Origin of the sequence: Vallitalea maricola (assembly GCF_036985595.1) — a bacterium.
GTDB lineage: Bacteria > Bacillota > Clostridia > Lachnospirales > Vallitaleaceae > Vallitalea > Vallitalea maricola.
The window spans coordinates 1-18,814 of sequence record NZ_BTPU01000028.1 but is presented as its reverse complement, the minus strand read 5'-3'; the positions used below and the strand labels follow the sequence as shown (position 1 = coordinate 18,814).

Sequence of the window (18,814 nt, the reverse complement as noted above, 5' to 3'; positions counted from 1 at the left end):
CCTATCCATTTAATGTCTGATAATTTATTTGTTCGATAGTAATATCTTTACCTCTTAATTCTTTTACAATCCTGCCTTTTCTCATTATTAAAACTCTATCTGAAAGTCTCTCAACTTCTTCTAAATCTGAAGAAATAAATATTATACCATAACCTTTCTCTGCAAACTCTACCATAATTTTAAAAATATCTTCTTTTGCCGATACATCAATTCCCTTTGTTGGTTCATCAAATATCAATACCTGCAAATCTTTATCCATCCATTTGGAAACAACTACTTTTTGCTGATTTCCTCCACTTAAATTAGATGCTTTAGTTTTAATACTTTCTACTTTTATAGATAAATCTTTTATTGCTTTTTCAATAAAGTTTTGTTCTTTTTTCTTACTTAAAAATCCAAACTTTTTCATTTTATCAAGTTGTATAATTGTTGAATTTTTATATACTTCATGTTTTAGAATAAGTCCTAAATGTTTTCTATCTTCTGGAATTAAACCTATTCCATTTTTTATAGCATCTATAGGTGAGCTAATTTTAATTTTTTTATTATTTAAGTAAATATCACCACTATCGTAAGCATCTATCCCATATATTACTTGAGTAAGTTCAGTTCTTCCTGCTCCAACTAATCCACCAATACCTAATATTTCGCCTTTATGGAGTTTGAAACTAATATTATCTAAAACTTTATCACGAACGATATTTTTAAGTTCTAAGACAACTTCTTCTTTACTTTTATCTTTTTTAGACGAATTAACAGTTTTATTAATATTATCTATACCTGTCATATAAGATATTAGAGTATCTTTTGGAGTCTTATCTGTTATATACGTACCTATATATTCTCCATCTCTTATTACAGTCATCCTATCACAAATACGATATATTTCATCCAACATATGTGATATATAAAGTATTGTTTTCCCTTTTTCTTTTAACTGTCTGATAGTCTCAAATAAAGAATCCTTTTCGCTCTCTGATAACGAAGTTGTCGGCTCGTCCATTATAATAATTTCTGCTTCATTAGAGATTACTTTCATTATTTCTATTACTTGCTGTTGAGATATGCTTAATTTTGAAACCTTATCATAAGGCTTTATATTAAATTTTAGTTCTTTGCAGATATCAAAATACTTTTTTTCCATATCTTTTTTATTTAAGAATCCTCTTTTTACATCCTCTTTACCTAAAAAAACATTTGATATAACATCCAAAGTCTTTACTATACTTAACTCTTGATATATAATTCCAATACCTTGATTTTGAGCTTCAATGGGACTATTAAAAGTTACTCTTTTTCCTTTATAAATAACATTACCCTCTGTGGGTTTATGAACACCACTAATAATTTTCATTAAAGTGGATTTACCAGCTCCATTTGCTCCTAAAATCGCATGAACTTCTCCTTTTTGTATTGAAAAATTAATGTCACGAAGAACACTAACACCTGAAAAAGCTTTTGATATATTTTCAAGGCGTAAAATTTCATTTGCTGTCAAGGCTTTTCACTCCTTTATAATCATTTGAAACTGCATAAATATTCTCCATCGGAGCACTCATAATATCCCATGAAAGAACTATACCCGATGCTTTTGACTTACTAATTGTACCTACAGAACTTTGTATATAATTCATATCTATCTCAGCAATATTTTTTTTAAAATTTATCTCTATTCCTGGGTATATATGGCATTTATTTTTTTCACTTAGTTTGTTAAGCTGTTTCATTAACAAGCAATTGCTATAAGTATATCTACTTTCTTTTTCAACGCCACAAATATTAAGCAGAGTATCCTTTACTCCTTTTTTATCTATATTATTTGAAAAATACTCAGCATATTTATCAAATTCAAAAGGTATCCCTGCAGGAGCATTTGTTTTTCTATAATACATAGGTTTAACAAAATCAGCTAACTCCATTAACTCAAGAATATCTTGTCCAGTAAAGTAAGCTATAGGAGGTGCAAAAATATCTAATCCTACTTCTTTATATATACCTTTAAAATACTTAGTAATATTCTTCAAAGAGTTATATACCGATTGTTTTTTGAATTTATAAAATTTCTCAATAATATCATTTTTAAATTGAATTTTTAAATCATGTGAACTAACTATCCCAAAAGGATTTATTGTATTATCTTTTGTAATTCTAACTATTTGTTCTTTTAATTCTTCTACATCAATCCCTTCTTGTTCCATTTTCTCTTTGCAATCTTCACAAAAGCATGTAAAAATTCCTTTATCTCCATTTGAGAAAGAAGGGTATCTTATTTTATCTAAAAAAATTCCATCAGCTGGTATATCAATAAAATGTTCATTATAAATATCTTTTACAAGTTTAATATTATCTTTGCAATTAGGACAATAAAATGTAAAATCTTCACCTTCTTGAAAATTATAATTTTCTATTGTCTCTCCTGTATAATCAACTACCTGCTGGAACTTTTTGTAAAATCCTAATTCAGAAAAAACTGGAAACCAATAATACATTTTTATATTTTTTTCAGTTAAATAATCTTTCACTTTAGAATACAGTTCTTTATTATCTGCCCAACCGATAATCACACCGTAGATATCTATATTCTTTCTTATAGACTCAATTCTTTGAATAATTTCAGCACTTTCAATAATATTACCTTTAAACCCACCTGTAAAAATCTGTATCATTACTCTTTTGTCATTATCCACTAAATCACCTCCCCTTTCTTAACAAATCTATTCCTATATTAATACCACCATCGACAGGTTTTTTCTGAGCAACAATAAAACTAATATTTTGATATGTAATCTTTCTTCTTATTTCTTTAATAAATAATTCCGAAATAATTGGATTAGTAACTACACTTCCTGACATAACAATGCTACATTTTTTCTCTTTGCTTAAAGACAATTGTATGTATATTTTTTCTACCAATTTTACAAGATAATCTACTGCCTGTTCTACAACTCTTTGTGCTAACATACTATTGTTCATATTAGTAACTATTAACTTCGTCATTGCAGCTATATCTTTTGGTGAATTAATAGTATTACTTAAATAAGAAGGTATCTTTCTATATTCTGATATCTGTAAATGTTCTTTAATAAGACTAAATATATAATCAAAACTATATAAATCTTCACAATATAAAACTAGTTTTTCAAGAATCTGCCTACTTATCCAATACCCTGAACCTAAATCACTAATCTGGCAGCCCCATCCTCCAACTCTCATTTCATTATTACAACCATCTATTCCATAGGCAATGGAACCTGTTCCAGATATAATAACAATTCCTGGATCTAGGGTATATGTTCTTAATGCTATTTCTGCATCATTACACACATAAGTATTTTTTATTTCCAATTCACCAATTATATTTTCTAGTTTTTTTTGATCATCTTCTGTATCATTTCCAGAAAACCCAAAAACAGCTGCTTCTATTTGTTTTAAATCTATTTTACCTTCATCAATAATCTTATTTATTCCTTCTTTTATTTTTTTCTTTGCCAGTTTCAAACCTATGTTTTTATAATTGGAACTACCTATTGTAGTATATATCTTTTTATTATTTATACTGTTGTAAATACATAGACAAGTTTTACTGCCTCCTCCATCTACTGATAATATATATGCCAAATTAATCCCTCTTTCTTTTACTGTTGCTAATCTTTAAATATCTAAAGTCCTATAATTAAGTCCTATTAAAGATTTAATATAATAAAAAAGTAGAACTTTTTCTAAAGTATTAGATGTATTTGAGATTCCAAATTCAGCAAGCCCAATCTTATTGCACCTTTCAGACCTATATTCAAATCATCAATATATTTTATTAAAGGACAATTCTTTTCCCCTATGTAATTACAAACATTATTTTCCAACAACTTTAAATCTTTTGATTCAAAATACGGACTTCTTATTACGACTATTTCAGTATTTAGTAATGATATTGCATTTACTAAGGCGTATGTAACTTTATTTAATAGGAGTCTTTTTCTTTCCTTTTCATTCAAAGTACTATTTGTATAGATTGCAAACCATTCTTTTTCAAAACACCCTTTATATAATGTTTCTTTTTGGTCTTCCATTTTATGTTCTGTAATCATATAACTAATTTCACCTGCAAAACCGCTTTTGCCTTTATGAAGTTTACCGTCTATAATTATACCTGCACCAATCCCTTCACCTAAATACATATATATCAGATCGTTATAATCTTCTTTATAATTTTCATAGTAAATACCAATCGCAGTTAAATTTGCATCATTTTCAATATATGCGTTAATGTTAAAGAATTTTTCAATTTCAGACTTAATATTTATTCCTTCCCACTCGGGGATATTTGGTGTTTCTGTAACGATTCCCTCTTCATCAACTACTCCCGGCATACCTACCGCAATAGCTTTTATAAGCTCTTTGTCTTCTACTCCTTCAATGAGTTCCAAAATATAATTATAAAAATCATTTTTTCTATCAAGATTTACATTTTGCATCTTATAAAGTTCTTTTTGCAAACGTATACCTCCTGTAGCATCTACCAAGCATCCTTCAACTTTCCTATCCTCAATATATAGAGCTATTATATAGGCATTTTCACTATTTATCTCATAAAAAATTGGACGTTTACCGCTTCCTTCAACTTTAATATCTTTTTGAGATTTTTTAACAACACCTTTATTTACTAAAATATCTACTGTTTTATTAACTGTGGGTAGGCTTAAATTACATATTTTTGAAATTTCAGGTTTTGAAATTGGTCCTTGTTGTGAAATAACATTCTTTATTAAACTTTGATTTACTTTTTTTATAAGTTTGGGCTTTCCACTATACTTCTCCATAAAATACCACTTCCTTATTAATTAATAAACTTTATTTATTAATTAAATTATACTTTAATTTTTTTTTACTGTCAAGTCATATTTTATATTTATTTTGTCTAAAAACACTACTTTATTAGTGAAATTGAATAATGATAATTCTTTTCTAATAAAATAAATGGATAATCTCACAATAAAAAAAACATAAAATTCATTTTATGTTCAATATCACTTTCAGGGTTGAAATTGGGAAAGAGAATTGTGCAGTTTTTGATTTGTTTGGAAATGATTACAAGTTATATAATAACCGAGAATATCATTATCGGGAAGGAGTTCAGTAATAATCAAGAGCTAGCAATTTACTTTAATAAAGATAATTTAATCACAGCAATTATTTACGATAATGAAAAAGGCAATTCTCATAGTAAATAATAGTATGAAAGGTGACAGTTCCTTTTGTTTAGCAAACAAAAGGAACTGTCACCTACACAGAATTAATACTTCCAAATTATAAGGCAAGTATTAATTCTTTTAAAGAAATATATTTAATGTTTATATGTTTAGCAATTTTAATAAGAAATTATCTTTGTACCCTACCTGAAGCATCACCATTTATAAGTGTTTCTACTTCATCTACAGTTACTAAGTTAAAATCTCCTTTTATAGTGTGTTTTAATGCAGAAGCACCTACAGCAAATTCTAGAGCATATTTGAAGTCATCATTGCTTGATAGTAAACCATAAATAAGTCCACCAGCAAATGAGTCTCCTCCACCTACTCTATCAACTATTCTTATATCATATTTTTTGGAACGGTAGAATTCATTACCATCATATATAAGAGCTGACCATCCATTATCTGATGCTGAATAGCTTTCTCTTAATGTTGTAACAACATATTTGAAACCGAATTTTTCTTTCATTTGTTTGAATATTGTTTTGTATCCATCAAGTTCAAGATTTCCTGAAGTAACATCTGTTTCACCAGGTTTGAATCCTAATACCTTCTCTGCATCTTCTTCATTACCAATACATACATCAACATATTGCATTAGATTGGTCATTACTTCTTTTGCTTCTTCTGGTGTCCATAATTTTTTTCTATAGTTAAGGTCTACACTAACTGTCACTCCATATTTTTTAGCAGCTATTAATGCTTTTTCAGTAAGAACTGCTGCTTTTTTACTTATTGCAGGTGTAATTCCTGAGAAATGGAACCACTCTGCATCCTTAAATATTTCATCAAAATCAAAATCTTCAATATCAGCTTCAGCTATTGCAGAATCAGCACGGTCATAAACTACTTTTGAAGGTCTCATTGAAGCACCTGTCTCTAAGTAGTATATACCTACTCTATCTCCACCTCTAGCAATATAATCAGTATTTACTCCAAATCTTCTTAAGTGATTAACAGCACTCTGTCCAATTGGATTTTCTGGAAGTTTAGTTACGAAATGAGCATCAAAACCATAATTAGCAAGCGAAACAGCTACGTTAGCTTCTCCACCACCATATACTACATCAAAAGACTCAGCTTGTGTAAATCTTTCATATCCCTTAGTTGAGAGTCTAAGCATAATTTCTCCCATAGTAACTACTTTTTTACTCATCTATATTCAATCCTTTCTTATATAACTATTTATTTAAATTTTTTCTAGCTTCTTTTACAGCATCAACAAATTTCTTAGCAGTTTCAGTTACTAGTTCATAATTACCTGTTTTAGCTCCTTTAGTAAGAACGCTTCCTGTTCCTACAGCTACAGCACCAGCTTCAATCCATTCATGAACATTGTCAAGACTTACACCACCGGTTGGCATGTAATTACCTTGAGGCATAGGGCCTTTGAATGCTTTGATAATAGAAGGACCGAATGCATTACCTGGGAATACTTTTAAGATTTCTACACCAGATTCAAGAGCAGTTAGAGCCTCAGCAGGTGTCATGATCCCTGGCATAACAGGTACTCTATAACGATTACATAATTTTACAGTTTCTGGATTAAAACTTGAACTTACGATATATTCTGCTCCTGCAAGAATACAAGCTCTAGCAGTTTCTGGATCAAGAACTGTTCCTGCTCCAATGATTACATCTTCGTCTTTGTATAAATCAGTTAATTCTTTTATAATATCAACTGCACCTGGTACTGTCATAGTAATTTCAAGTGCCTTGATTCCACCAGCTTTTACAGCTTCAATAATTTTCATACCATCTTCTTTTGATTCTGCACGGATAACTGCAACAACACCGCTATCTACGATTTTTTTAATTGTTTCCATTCTTTTCATGTGAATGCTCATTCCTCTCTTATAATGTATTTTTATAATATCGTCTTTAATAACGTATTAAACTATTTTCTATAATTCTATATCAAAATATTCTTTTGCATTGTTAAAACTGATATTCTTAACTATATTACCAAGCAGATTCATATCGTATGGGAATTCACCATCTTCAACCCACTTACCTATAAGGTTACATAGAATCCTTCTAAAATATTCATGTCTCGTATATGATAAGAAACTTCTTGAATCCGTTAGCATACCTACAAAATTACTTAGTAATCCCAGATTAGCCAGGTCAATCATTTGTTTAATCATTCCATCTTTATGGTCATTGAACCACCAACCTGCACCAAACTGTATTTTACCTCTTGCATCCGAGTTTTGGAAACATCCTATAAGGGTTCCTAAAACATAATTATCAGAAGGATTAAGGTTATATAAAATAGTTTTTGGTAATTCATCAGTTTCATCCAATGCATTAAGGATTCCTGCTAATCCCTCAGCAATACTATAATCACCAACTGCATCAAATCCTGTATCTGGTCCTAACAGCTTCATCATTCTTGAATTATTATTTCTGATACAACCCATATGCAATTGCATAGCCCAATTGTATTTCTTATATAATCTTCCAAAAAACACAAGCATGAAGCCTTGATATTTTATTGTTTCTTCTTCTTCAATATTAGTTTTTGATAATTTCTTAAGTAATATATCGTTAATCTCATCTTTATTAGCTTTTATGTAATTAACTCCTTCAAGACCATGATCAGCTATTCTGCAGCCAGCCTTTTGGAAAAATAGCACTCTTTCCTCCATAGCTTTTAATAAACTATCAATATCACTAATTGGATAACCAACTATTTTTTCCAATTCTCCCATCCAAGGTAAAAAAGTATCTTTATTAATATTGACACACTTATCAGGTCTAAAAGCTGGTAATACTTTTGCATCAAAATCTTTATCATCTTGTATTATTTTATGATAATGCAAGTCATCTATTGGATCATCAGTAGTACATATAACTTTTACATTGGACCTTTTAATCAAACCTTTTGCACTAAAACCATCTTCTTTTAACTTTTCGTTACATGCATTCCATATATCTTCAGCTGTATCTAGACTTAATTGTTTAGTTATATCAAAATATCTACAAAGCTCTAGATGTGTCCAATGATAGAGAGGATTACCAATACAATAGGATATGGTTTCTGCCCATTTAAAGAATTTATCTTTGTCAGAAGCATCGCCTGTTATGTATTTTTCTTCTATACCATGACTTCTCATAGCTCTCCACTTATAATGGTCTCCACCTAGCCATAGTTCTGTAATATTGTTATATCGTTTATCTTCTGCAATTTCCTTCGGATTTAAGTGACAATGATAATCATAAATAGGCATATCAGCCGCATATTCATGATATAATTTCTTCCCAACTTCATTATTAAACATAAAATCCTCACATAAAAACTCTTTCAAAACATCATCCTCCCGCACAATGTACACGTGTGCAATGTTTTTAAAATGAATATATCACATTTTATTGATTTAATTGATGTACTGACTGTCTTATTTTTAATATACAGTCAACTTTTGTATGATAAAACTCTTTGTTACTGTTATTATCGAGCATATCGAACAGAAGTTCTGTACCACTATATGCTATTTTTGATATTTCTCTCCTTACTGTTGTAAGTTCGGGTGTAATATACTTACACATCTCAATATCATCAAATCCTACAACAGATATATCTTCTGGAACTCTTAGCCCTTTTTCTATTATTGCTTTTATAGCACCAAATGCCATCTCATCATTAGAACAAAACATAGCTGTAGGTAATTCAGTGTTATTGTCCAATATCTTATTCATTCCTTTGTACCCACTGATTACGTCAAACTTACCACTTGCCATCAAGTTCTTATCAACTATAAGGGAAGCTTCATTCATAGCCATTTTATATCCTTCTAATCTTTCACTACTATTCAAGAATCCTTCTTTACCTTTGATTAATCCAATTCTCTTATGACCTAGATTAGTCAAATATTTTACTGCTTGGTATGCACCATCTCTATCTTCGGAATAAACACAAGTTGTTCCTTCTATGTTTATTTTTCTATTAAGAACTACTACAGGTATATTCAATGTACCTATATATTTTATAAATTCATCATCTTGTATTTTCTGACTAACAACCAAAATTCCATCATAATGTTTACTATTTACAATACTATAATCTCCGTTTAGATCATCTATTGCTTTAACTACCAAGTTATAATTTCTTTCCTTCATCAGTCTATTTACACCTTTGATTGAGCTATAGAAGAAAGATGGGCTGGTACCTTCAAGAGCTGATAGAAATACTCCAATATTATATGACTTATCAAGTTTTAGACTTTTTGCACTATAATTAGGAATATAATTATTGTCTTTAGCAATTTTCTTAATTCTATCCTTGGTTTTATCACTTATCAAAGGACTATCATTAAGAGCTCTTGAAACCGTAGCATGGGAAACACCTGCTAACTTAGCTATATCTTTAATAGTAATACTCATTACAATCTTCCTTTCAAAAACATTCTATCATATTATGTACACGTGTGCAACTATTTCTTGTAAAATTTATTTTCAGTTAGCATTTTTAACTAGAAAAAGCTATTATCAGATATATTTTTCTATAGTTATATAGAAAAAATATCTTAATAACAGCTTTTCATGATTAGTAATACATTAATGTGTATCATTACACTATATCACTATTGGCACATTTCTTGTTTTCATATGTTCTGTTTATTTCTTTAGATGAATAAGTACTACCCCTGGGTTCATATTGTTTATAAATTAAATAAACATCAATTCTGCCAGTATTTTCAAACAAATTCCATAATATATTCTTAAACATTTTTGTTACCCCCTAAAAATATATTTTATTATATCTATAGGTTTACCTGTTAAGAATTTTATATACTGCTCAAATATTCCCATGAATAAACTGATTTTTAACCCTTGACAAAATTAGTGTATCATTCAACATGGCATAAAATCAGGGTTTTGATTCCTATTGTTCTAGTACTTTAGTCCTAGACATTATATATTTTTTATAATCCAAAAGTTTTAATCCATATCTTTTTTATTGAATCCATAATTTTTAAGTAAGAAATCACTATCTCTCCAATTTTTCTTGATTTTTACCCATATTTTCAAATTAACTTTTGAACCTAGAAGATTTTCTATGTCTATTCTTGCCCTAGTTCCTATTTTCTTGAGCATTGCACCTTGTTTACCAATTATAATACCTTTATGAGAATCTCTTTCACATATAATTGTTGCATCAATATCCACTATATCTTTATTAGACCTATCCTTCATCCTATCAATAACAACAGCTATTCCGTGAGGTATTTCCTGTTGTAATAGATGAAGTGCTTTTTCTCTGATTAACTCAGCAACAATCTGACGTTCTGGTTGGTCAGTTATCATATCACCATCAAAGAATTGAGGACCTTCTTCTAGATATTGAAACAATATTTTTGTGATATCTTCAGTGTTTTCACCTTTCAATGCAGAAATTGGAATGATTTCAGCAAAATCATAAGCATCCTTATAAGCAGCTATTACTTGTAATATCTCATCTTTTGATATTTTATCTATTTTATTGATTACTAGGATAACTGGTGTTTTAACTCTTTGCAGCTGCTCGATTATATATTCATCACCTTTACCAACTTTCATATCAGGTTCGACCAACCATAAAACAACATCAACTTCTCTAAAAGTATCAAGAGCTGTCTTATTCATGAATTCACCCAACTTATGCTTTGGTTTGTGAATACCTGGTGTATCAATAAAAATGATTTGACCTTCCTCAGTTGTAATAAATGTCCTGATCTTATTTCTTGTTGTCTGAGGTTTGTCCGACATAATAGCAATTTTTTGCCCTATTATTTGATTCATCAATGTAGATTTTCCTACATTAGGTCTACCTATAATTGTAACAAATCCTGATTTAAAATTATTCAAAATCTTCCTCCTGTAAGTAAAATGCTTAACGGTCAACAAGTGACCGTCAGCATTAGTATAATATTAATTTTAATTAATTGAATAAATGAACTAATTCATTAAATATTTCTCTGTTTTTCTCTAACTTATTCTCATTACCCACTACACAGATATTATCTTGTTTCAATACTGATTTGACTAGATCAGCTGTACCTCTAATATCTTCTTTGGTAGTACTTAGAACTTCTTTTCTTTCATTTAATATATCTTCATAAGAGACATTACTAATATATGAACCAATAGCTCTATCTCCTTTTAAAGCAGGTGTCAGTGGTCTATCCAGATTACTGATAGTACCAATGATGTACTTAGTCATTTCTCTATCATCTGTATCAAAGGTAGAGATAAATCCATCTATATTATCATAAGTGTCTAGAGTCTTTTTAAGATTAGGGTCTCTGTATGATGTGAAATATACATTACCATTTCTCGAAAATGCATTCATACATCCATAAGCTCCACCTTTAACTCTTACATTATTCCATAAATAATCTAAACTAGTTATAGTCTGCAATACCTTAAGAGTACCAGAGTAATGATATCCTTTTTTAATGAAGTTTCCTGCTTTTGCTACATATTGGATTTTATCTGATGTCAATAATCCTTCATTTGTTTTATTGAAGTCGAATTTCACATCATCCAGTTCCAATAATGAATCATCCAATTTATCAATAAAATGTTTAGCCTCCCCATTAAATAATCCATAAGCATCTTTCTCTGAAGTCATAGTTATAACTAGATTCTCAGGTTTAAACATATAACTGATAGTTTTTTTAATGTCACTTATTATTTCCTCTGACATTTCTTCAAAATTGATTTCTAGTTTATCCAAGAAATGATAGAAGGATATTCCACTTGTTAATTCTTTGTATAATGCAGTATTAGCAAAATAACTTTCCGCTCTTGTAGCAGCAGCTATGTGTCCACTACTTGTCAACATCATTTGTATACGTGATTTTGCTTCTGCTATTACTTGCAATAATCTATTTTTATCTGAGAAATCAGTATTAAACATGATTTCACCAAATAACTCAAATAACTGTGGAATCTTTTCATAAAAGCATTTACCATACACTTCAAATTTTGGTAAGAATACATCTGGTTCATTATTCTGTCCATATATATTAATATTGAAAGAAATACCACCAGTATTTATATTAATGACATTGGATAATTCACCATAACTATAATTTTCAGTATCCATATTGCCTAGTACTTTTGTTATCAGACCTATATAAGGAATAAGATCCACTGGTATCTTTTTAGTGTCAAACAACAACTTAATATAAGCTATATTATTAGTGAATGCAGGATGTAATAATACCTTGATATTTTCTATTTCCCCTTCTTCTAATAAAAGATGTTCAGGTTCTTTACTAATATCATTCAAGTTTAATAAAGGTATTTTCAGCAATGTTTCCTTAGCTTCTGGTTCACTTTGATATTCTTCAAGATGAATAGTATCTTTTACTAACTTATTAAGTTCATCATTTGATAAAGAGTCTTTATACGCCTTAAGTTTATCTTCTAATTCTTTTTCACGTTTCGCTAATATACCTTTTTTAGGTTCTACCATAAGTAAACTTCCGTGAGTATTGTTCAACAGATTCTCTTTAATCAATTTTTCGTAGAAATCAGTGTTAAGTCCTTCTTTCAAGGCTTCAAAAGTTTCATCATATGATAAATGCATAAAAGGATCATTATCGTATAACCAGCTGTCCATACACATCATAGCATAGATAATTCCTTTTGGATATCTTCCATAATCAGCTTCTCTTACTTTGAATTCAAAATAATTTATTGCAGCTTCTATTGTTCTTTTATCAATACCTTTCTCAACTATTTCCTGTAAGGTATTTCTAATAATTGAAATGAACTCTTCTTTTTTACTTGTATCTGAATTCTTAGCCACTATACTTAATGTTGGCTGTAACAAAGTATTGTCATATGAACCAAATACATCTTTTCCTATTCCAGCATCAATCAATGCTTTTTTAAGTGGTGCTCCTGGTGCTTCTAGAAGTATATATTCAAGTATCTCAAATGACCTATAATCTATTTTGTTAGTTGCATTACCAACAACAACATTATAACTAAGATAAGTCTTACCTTCTTCACTCTCATTAGAAGAGATAGGATAGTATTCAACTTTTTCAATAAACTCACTGAAAGGTTTTTGCAAGTTGATACTAGAATCTATGTCTATACTATCAAACTCTTTCAAATAATTGTCATCCAGCCATTCTAACATCTTATCAACATCACTATCTCCATATAAATATAGATAACTGTTAGATGGATGATAATATTTCTTATGGAAATCTAAGAATTGTTCATTTGTAAGCTCAGGTATATAATCTGGGTCTCCACCAGATTCATAAGCATATGGAGTATCAGGTAATAGGGATTGCTGAATCTTTCTGAACAATACTTGTTCTGGAGAAGAAAAAGCTCCCTTCATCTCATTGTAAACTACACCTTTTATAGTAATATCTTCCTCCACATTAGCTAAATCGTAATGCCAGCCCTCTTGCCTTAGAATCTCAGGTCTATCATATATATTAGGATAAAAAACTGCATCCATATAGACATCCACAAGATTAAGGAAATCTTTGTCATTAAGACTTGCTACAGGATACATAGTCTTATCTGAAAATGTCATAGCATTAAGGAATGTATTCAAAGAACCCTTAACCAATTCAACAAAAGGGTCCTTCAAAGGAAATTTCCTTGATCCACATAGAACTGAATGTTCTAGTATATGAGGTAATCCTGTATCATCAACAGGTGGAGTTCTAAAATTCACTGAAAATACTTTGTTGTTGTCATCATTATTTATGGATACAAGTCTTGCACCACTTTTCCCATGATGAAACAATCTTCCAATAGAACCTATTTCTCCTATATTTTGTTCATCAACTAATTTGAAACCATGGTATAACTTACCTACTTCAAAAACCACTTAGTAACATCTCCTTATCAAAAAAATTATTATAACTTATTTATTATTCATTCCAATCACAACTATCAGTAATAAGTGAAGCCAACTTATTTAAGTATTCACTATCAGTAACATCAAATCTATTAGTAATAGGACTATCAATATCCAGAACACCTATAAGTTTATTATCTACTACTATTGGAATTACTATCTCTGAATTAGTGTCGCCGTCACAAGGAATATGTCCCTCGAATTGGTGTACATCAGGTACTATTTGTGTTTCTCTTAATTTCGCCGCAGTACCACAAACACCTTTTCCAATTTTTATTCTTATACAAGCAGGTTTTCCTTGAAAAGGCCCAAGAACTAGCTCATCATTTTTATACAAATAAAATCCTGCCCAATTTATTTTCTCCATTGTATAAAATAATAATGCAGATATATTAGCCAAATTTGCAATTTTGTCTCTTTCTTCATACATAAGTCCTTTTGCGTTACAAATTATATTATCGTAAAATTCCTTTTTTGTATTAAATGAAAAATCATCAATCTGAAACATTTCACTAATCCTTTCCTTATTTTGCCTTAATACTAATAATATATACTTTCTAACGCTATATTACAAGCTTTTTTCCTAATTTTACTAACAACTTTCATCTCATGTAATTATCATTTTCAATTGTATTTACATATTATCTTTCTACAATAGAATAATATATCTTTTTTTCATAATCGGTTATTGTAACAATAATATAATATTAATTTAATTAAATACAACTTGACTTAGTTAAGTTATAGGAGTATACTATTTTTCCTTGCAAAAAATTGAATATATTAGATTACGTTAGGAGGTTCATTATGATTGAAGTAAATGGATTATGCAAATCTTTCAAAGTAGCCAAACGTTCAGCAGGTGTAAAAGCATCTATCAAATCCCTTTTTCATCGGGAGTATGACATAGTTAATGCTATAAAAGATGTTTCTTTTACAATAGACACTGGTGAAATTGTTGGGTACATAGGACCTAATGGAGCAGGAAAATCTACCACAATCAAAATCATGAGCGGCATACTGGTTCCTGATTCGGGTACTTGTAATATTTTAGGTCATATCCCTTGGCAAGAAAGAGTTAATCATGTAAAAAATATTGGCGTAGTTTTTGGTCAGCGGTCCCAGCTGTGGTGGGATGTTCCTGTTATTGACTCTTTTGAATTGTTGAAAGACATATATAAAATACCCCCAAAAGAATATGCCAACAATCTAGATATGTTGATAGAAACCTTACAACTTAATGATTTTATCAATATTCCCGTTAGACAGCTAAGTCTTGGGCAACGTATGAGATGTGAGATAGCAGCATCATTATTACATTCACCCAAAATCTTATTTTTAGATGAACCTACTATTGGTCTTGATGCTATTTCCAAAATTGCAGTTCGAAAATTCATTAAAGAAATAAACAAAGAAAAAAATGTAACCATCATATTAACAACTCATGATATGAGTGATATAGAAGCTCTGGCTGATAGAATTTTATTAATAGGAAAAGGAACTATTCTATACGACGGAAACCTTTCAGCACTCAGAAATAAATATTCTAATGATAAAATCATCACTATAGAATATGCTAGATCAAATAAATCAATCAACATACCAGGTGTTACTGTTTTATCCTATATGGAAGAACGTGCTGTACTCTCTATAAATACCAAGATAATCTCCGTATCAGAAGTTATATCATCTTTAGTGAATTCATACGAAATTACTGATGTTACAGTAGAATCACAACCAGTAGATGAAATCATTGTAAAATTATATAAGGAGTATGCAATATGAGAGCTTATCTATCTGTTTTTAGATTGCGATTGATAAATGGTATGCAGTATAGAGTTGCAGCGTATTCAGGTGTAGCTACACAATTTTTCTGGGGATTCATGTATCTAATGATTTTTGAAGCTTTCTACTCCAGCAGTACTAATATTCAACCAATCTCTTTTAGCCAAACAGTTTCTTATATTTGGCTGCAACAATCTTTTTTAGTTTTTATAATGCTTTGGTATAGAGATGGTGAATTATTTGAACTAATTACTAGCGGTAACATAGCTTATGAATTATGCAGACCAATTAATCTATATGGCTTTTGGTTTTCTAAGCTTATAGCCCAAAGAGTATCAGGAGCAATTCTTAGAAGTGTACCAATACTGATTATTGCTTTCATTCTTCCAAAACCTTATAAGATTTCATTACCACCAGATATAGTAACATTTTTTATATTTATATTTTCCCTTATACTAGGATTGTTTGTTGTGGTCTCTATATCCATGTTTATATATATTTCCGTTTTCGTTACAATGTCACCTGTAGGGTCAACTTTGATATTTGCAGTTCTTGGAGAATTTTTTGCTGGTTTGGTTATTCCTATACCATTTATGCCAGTATGGATGCAGAAAATCGTATATGTCCTTCCCTTTCATCTAACCTGCGATATGCCTTTTAGAATATATTCTGGACATATACCTCAAAATGATGCACTCATAGGAATTCTAGTACAAATGATATGGCTGGCAATCCTTATAATATTAGGGCAAGTCAGCATGAAAAAAGTATTAAAAAAAGTAATAGTACAAGGTGGTTAAGATTGGAGGTTGTTATGAAATTATTCTTGAAATACCTAAAAATATTATTGAAGTCTCAACTGCAATATCAGACTTCATTTATACTGTTATGCCTGGGTCAATTTTTTGTACCCTTTTCCATATTCGCCGGTATGTATTTTATGTTCCAAAGATTTAATAATATTGCTGGTTGGAGCTTCTACGAAGTCATGTTGTGCTTTGGTATAATACATATATCTTTTTCGTTAAGTGAATGTTTTGCTAGAGGATTTGATAGTTTCTCTAATCTTATCCGAACTGGAAATTTTGATAGAATACTTGTAAGACCTCGTGGAACTATCGTCCAAGTAATAGGCTCCAGATTTGAATTTACTAGGATAGGACGTCTATCCCAAAGTGTCATAGTTCTCATATGGGCATTAGCCAATGTTTCTATAGACTTTAATTTACCAAAGATTATTATTCTCATTTTAATGATTATCAGTGGGATTTTTATTTTCTCTGGTATATTCATTTTGGCAGCTACCTTATGTTTTTGGACTATCCAAAGTCTAGAAATTGCCAATATCCTAACAGATGGTGGTAGAGAAATGTTCCAATATCCTCTGGGTATCTATAAGAAATGGGTAAAAAACTTTTTTACATTTGTAGTACCTTTCGGCTGTGTTAACTATTATCCACTTATGTACTTACTAGACAAGAATAACTCAAATAATATATTATATATTATTTCACCTATATTCGGGATATTATTTATTATACCTTGTCTATTAGTTTGGAGAATAGGTGTTAGACATTACAAATCAACGGGGTCATGATAATTATGTATAAACTCAGATTGTCGCTAAAGTATGAAGCAAAGAACTGACAACAGTTGTGTATTGAAATCATATATAGTGATAATACTCTCGTTACGTTTGTTGCCTTCTATCTGTTTTTAAGGATAGCAACAAGCCGTAAAAGTTCGTTATTATCACTATATATGATTTTCTCTGTACTTACCACTCTTAAACCAGTTAAAAGATGTGACTTTAGCCTATAGAATCTTTACTTGTTACAAAGTTATTGCGTTAATGTAATGCTATATGGTAAAAATCTATCAATAGATTTTTTTGACAATCTAAAAGGGTTATCTTATTGGATAAGATAACCCCTTTTGTTTATACCTTAATTAACAGCTTACTTACGTTAATCTATAATATCATATTATAATTTGCTCACATTAGCTGCTTGAGGTCCTTTTGCACCATCAACAACTTCAAATTGAACAGCGTCGCCCTCTTCTAAGCTTTTAAAACCTTCATCTTGAATAGCTGAAAAATGTACAAATATATCGTCGCCATCTTCAACTGAAATAAACCCAAAACCTTTTTTTGCATCAAACCATTTAACTGTACCTTGATTCATTTTTAAATCCTCCTAAATATATAAAATTACATTTTTACACTAGCACAAACACTGAAAATTGTCAACTTATAAATCTTTATAGGTGAAAATTTAAATCAAATCACCCCTAATTTATCAAGTAATTTAACACAATCCTTATATCCTTGAAGATATAAACAATCATTTGCACAAGATACTTCATATACTTGTTTTGTGATATATTCTTTCACAAATTTCTTATCCTCTTCATCAAGTGACTCTATTATTGAATTAAATCTATCTTCATACTTATGTAGATAACACTCTATTTACTGATATTCAAAATTAGTTAACTGAAACTCTTTAGTCGCATGTTTTACCATCTGAGCAGTAAAATTCTCAAAATGCCATCTAATATCGTTCATTAATTATACCTCCTATATTGAATTACTATCAAAAATTGGGTATAATAGATTTACCACTATTTTTGATAGTGTGTTTGTAGAAGTGGTGTTGTTACTTGTTGGGTAGAACGCCACTTCTCTTATTTATTTTCTAGGGCATTAATACCATCTCTAACCCCTTGAGCCCTTGTTTTATTGTTTTTTTCGCAATAATTATCTAGAGTCTTAAGCTCTTTGTCGTTAACTCTCACATGTAAGCTATGAGGTTTTGGGTCTGTAGTAGGTCTGCCCATTTTTTTCTTAGACATTCCACACCTCCTTTTTGTGTCCAATATTATTATATGACTTTTG

The 18,814-nt window shown here is 29.9% G+C and carries 17 protein-coding genes; 3 read left to right on the top strand and 14 right to left on the bottom strand.

Features of this window, described 5'->3' with window-relative positions:
* Position 1 precedes the first annotated feature (1 nt).
* The 12 genes from AACQ14_RS09665 to AACQ14_RS09610 form a co-directional block, all read right to left on the bottom strand.
* Complete coding sequence (locus tag AACQ14_RS09665; protein ID WP_339363374.1) at positions 2-1,498, bottom strand: sugar ABC transporter ATP-binding protein; 1,497 nt, start codon at positions 1,496-1,498, stop codon at positions 2-4.
* Positions 1,485-2,687, bottom strand: coding sequence for a hypothetical protein (locus AACQ14_RS09660; protein ID WP_339363373.1), 1,203 nt, complete (start codon positions 2,685-2,687; stop codon positions 1,485-1,487). The genes AACQ14_RS09665 and AACQ14_RS09660 overlap by 14 nt, the downstream gene beginning before the upstream one ends.
* A 4-nt stretch (positions 2,688-2,691) precedes the next feature.
* Positions 2,692-3,618 (bottom strand): N-acetylglucosamine kinase, encoded by a 927-nt coding sequence (locus tag AACQ14_RS09655; RefSeq protein ID WP_339363372.1) that lies wholly within the window; start codon positions 3,616-3,618, stop codon positions 2,692-2,694.
* Positions 3,619-3,719: 101 nt separating this feature from the next.
* A complete protein-coding gene (locus tag AACQ14_RS09650; protein ID WP_339363371.1) occupies positions 3,720-4,817 on the bottom strand; it encodes an ROK family transcriptional regulator in 1,098 nt (365 codons plus the stop codon).
* 559 nt (positions 4,818-5,376) lie between these two features.
* Positions 5,377-6,405, bottom strand: a complete 1,029-nt coding sequence (locus AACQ14_RS09645; protein WP_339363370.1) for a sugar kinase — start codon at positions 6,403-6,405, stop codon at positions 5,377-5,379.
* A 25-nt stretch (positions 6,406-6,430) separates the two neighbouring features.
* Positions 6,431-7,084, bottom strand: coding sequence for a bifunctional 4-hydroxy-2-oxoglutarate aldolase/2-dehydro-3-deoxy-phosphogluconate aldolase (locus AACQ14_RS09640; RefSeq protein WP_212691900.1), 654 nt, complete (start codon positions 7,082-7,084; stop codon positions 6,431-6,433).
* Between the two features lie 69 nt (positions 7,085-7,153).
* Entirely contained in the window at positions 7,154-8,560 is a 1,407-nt protein-coding gene (gene uxaC / locus AACQ14_RS09635) for a glucuronate isomerase (RefSeq protein ID WP_339363369.1), read from the bottom strand.
* Positions 8,561-8,621: 61 nt separating this feature from the next.
* Positions 8,622-9,635, bottom strand: a complete 1,014-nt coding sequence (locus AACQ14_RS09630) for a LacI family DNA-binding transcriptional regulator (protein ID WP_339363368.1) — start codon at positions 9,633-9,635, stop codon at positions 8,622-8,624.
* 187 nt (positions 9,636-9,822) lie between these two features.
* Positions 9,823-9,981 carry a YqzL family protein gene (locus tag AACQ14_RS09625; protein ID WP_113674629.1) on the bottom strand — a complete coding sequence of 53 codons (159 nt, stop codon included), beginning with the start codon at positions 9,979-9,981 and terminating at the stop codon, positions 9,823-9,825.
* A gap of 212 nt (positions 9,982-10,193) precedes the next feature.
* Positions 10,194-11,102, bottom strand: a complete 909-nt coding sequence (gene era / locus AACQ14_RS09620) for a GTPase Era (RefSeq protein ID WP_113675661.1) — start codon at positions 11,100-11,102, stop codon at positions 10,194-10,196.
* A 70-nt stretch (positions 11,103-11,172) separates the two neighbouring features.
* Complete coding sequence (locus AACQ14_RS09615) at positions 11,173-14,100, bottom strand: insulinase family protein (protein ID WP_339363367.1); 2,928 nt, start codon at positions 14,098-14,100, stop codon at positions 11,173-11,175.
* 43 nt (positions 14,101-14,143) lie between these two features.
* Positions 14,144-14,638 carry a GAF domain-containing protein gene (locus AACQ14_RS09610; RefSeq protein ID WP_339363366.1) on the bottom strand — a complete coding sequence of 165 codons (495 nt, stop codon included), beginning with the start codon at positions 14,636-14,638 and terminating at the stop codon, positions 14,144-14,146.
* A gap of 299 nt (positions 14,639-14,937) precedes the next feature.
* Here AACQ14_RS09610 and AACQ14_RS09605 point away from each other — a divergent pair, with 299 nt between their 5' ends.
* The 3 genes from AACQ14_RS09605 to AACQ14_RS09595 are packed head-to-tail and all read left to right on the top strand — an operon-like array spanning position 14,938 to position 17,512.
* Positions 14,938-15,915 (top strand): ABC transporter ATP-binding protein, encoded by a 978-nt coding sequence (locus AACQ14_RS09605; protein WP_339363365.1) that lies wholly within the window; start codon positions 14,938-14,940, stop codon positions 15,913-15,915.
* Positions 15,912-16,715 carry an ABC transporter permease gene (locus tag AACQ14_RS09600; protein WP_339363364.1) on the top strand — a complete coding sequence of 268 codons (804 nt, stop codon included), beginning with the start codon at positions 15,912-15,914 and terminating at the stop codon, positions 16,713-16,715. Before AACQ14_RS09605 ends, AACQ14_RS09600 begins: the two co-directional genes overlap by 4 nt.
* 14 nt (positions 16,716-16,729) lie before the next feature.
* A complete protein-coding gene (locus tag AACQ14_RS09595; protein ID WP_339363363.1) occupies positions 16,730-17,512 on the top strand; it encodes an ABC transporter permease in 783 nt (260 codons plus the stop codon).
* Between the two features lie 388 nt (positions 17,513-17,900).
* On the opposite strand, the gene AACQ14_RS09590 is transcribed toward AACQ14_RS09595, so the two are convergent.
* Together AACQ14_RS09590 and AACQ14_RS09585 are read right to left on the bottom strand one after the other, a co-directional pair.
* On the bottom strand, positions 17,901-18,101 hold the full coding sequence (locus AACQ14_RS09590) for a cold-shock protein (protein ID WP_113674624.1): 201 nt from the start codon (positions 18,099-18,101) through the stop codon (positions 17,901-17,903).
* 502 nt (positions 18,102-18,603) lie between these two features.
* Positions 18,604-18,771: a hypothetical protein gene (locus AACQ14_RS09585; RefSeq protein WP_212691908.1), complete on the bottom strand. Its 168-nt coding sequence runs from the start codon at positions 18,769-18,771 to the stop codon at positions 18,604-18,606.
* Positions 18,772-18,814: the final 43 nt, after the last annotated feature.

Coding starts and splice junctions, on each gene's coding strand:
- AACQ14_RS09640 (WP_212691900.1), bottom strand. CDS start 7,084: ATGAAAAGAATGGAAACAATTAAAAAAATCGTAGATAGCGGTGTTGTT.
- AACQ14_RS09600 (WP_339363364.1), top strand. CDS start 15,912: ATGAGAGCTTATCTATCTGTTTTTAGATTGCGATTGATAAATGGTATG.
- AACQ14_RS09605 (WP_339363365.1), top strand. CDS start 14,938: ATGATTGAAGTAAATGGATTATGCAAATCTTTCAAAGTAGCCAAACGT.
- AACQ14_RS09595 (WP_339363363.1), top strand. CDS start 16,730: ATGAAATTATTCTTGAAATACCTAAAAATATTATTGAAGTCTCAACTG.
- AACQ14_RS09610 (WP_339363366.1), bottom strand. CDS start 14,638: ATGTTTCAGATTGATGATTTTTCATTTAATACAAAAAAGGAATTTTAC.
- AACQ14_RS09590 (WP_113674624.1), bottom strand. CDS start 18,101: ATGAATCAAGGTACAGTTAAATGGTTTGATGCAAAAAAAGGTTTTGGG.
- AACQ14_RS09585 (WP_212691908.1), bottom strand. CDS start 18,771: ATGTCTAAGAAAAAAATGGGCAGACCTACTACAGACCCAAAACCTCAT.
- AACQ14_RS09650 (WP_339363371.1), bottom strand. CDS start 4,817: ATGGAGAAGTATAGTGGAAAGCCCAAACTTATAAAAAAAGTAAATCAA.
- AACQ14_RS09630 (WP_339363368.1), bottom strand. CDS start 9,635: ATGAGTATTACTATTAAAGATATAGCTAAGTTAGCAGGTGTTTCCCAT.
- AACQ14_RS09625 (WP_113674629.1), bottom strand. CDS start 9,981: ATGTTTAAGAATATATTATGGAATTTGTTTGAAAATACTGGCAGAATT.
- AACQ14_RS09645 (WP_339363370.1), bottom strand. CDS start 6,405: ATGAGTAAAAAAGTAGTTACTATGGGAGAAATTATGCTTAGACTCTCA.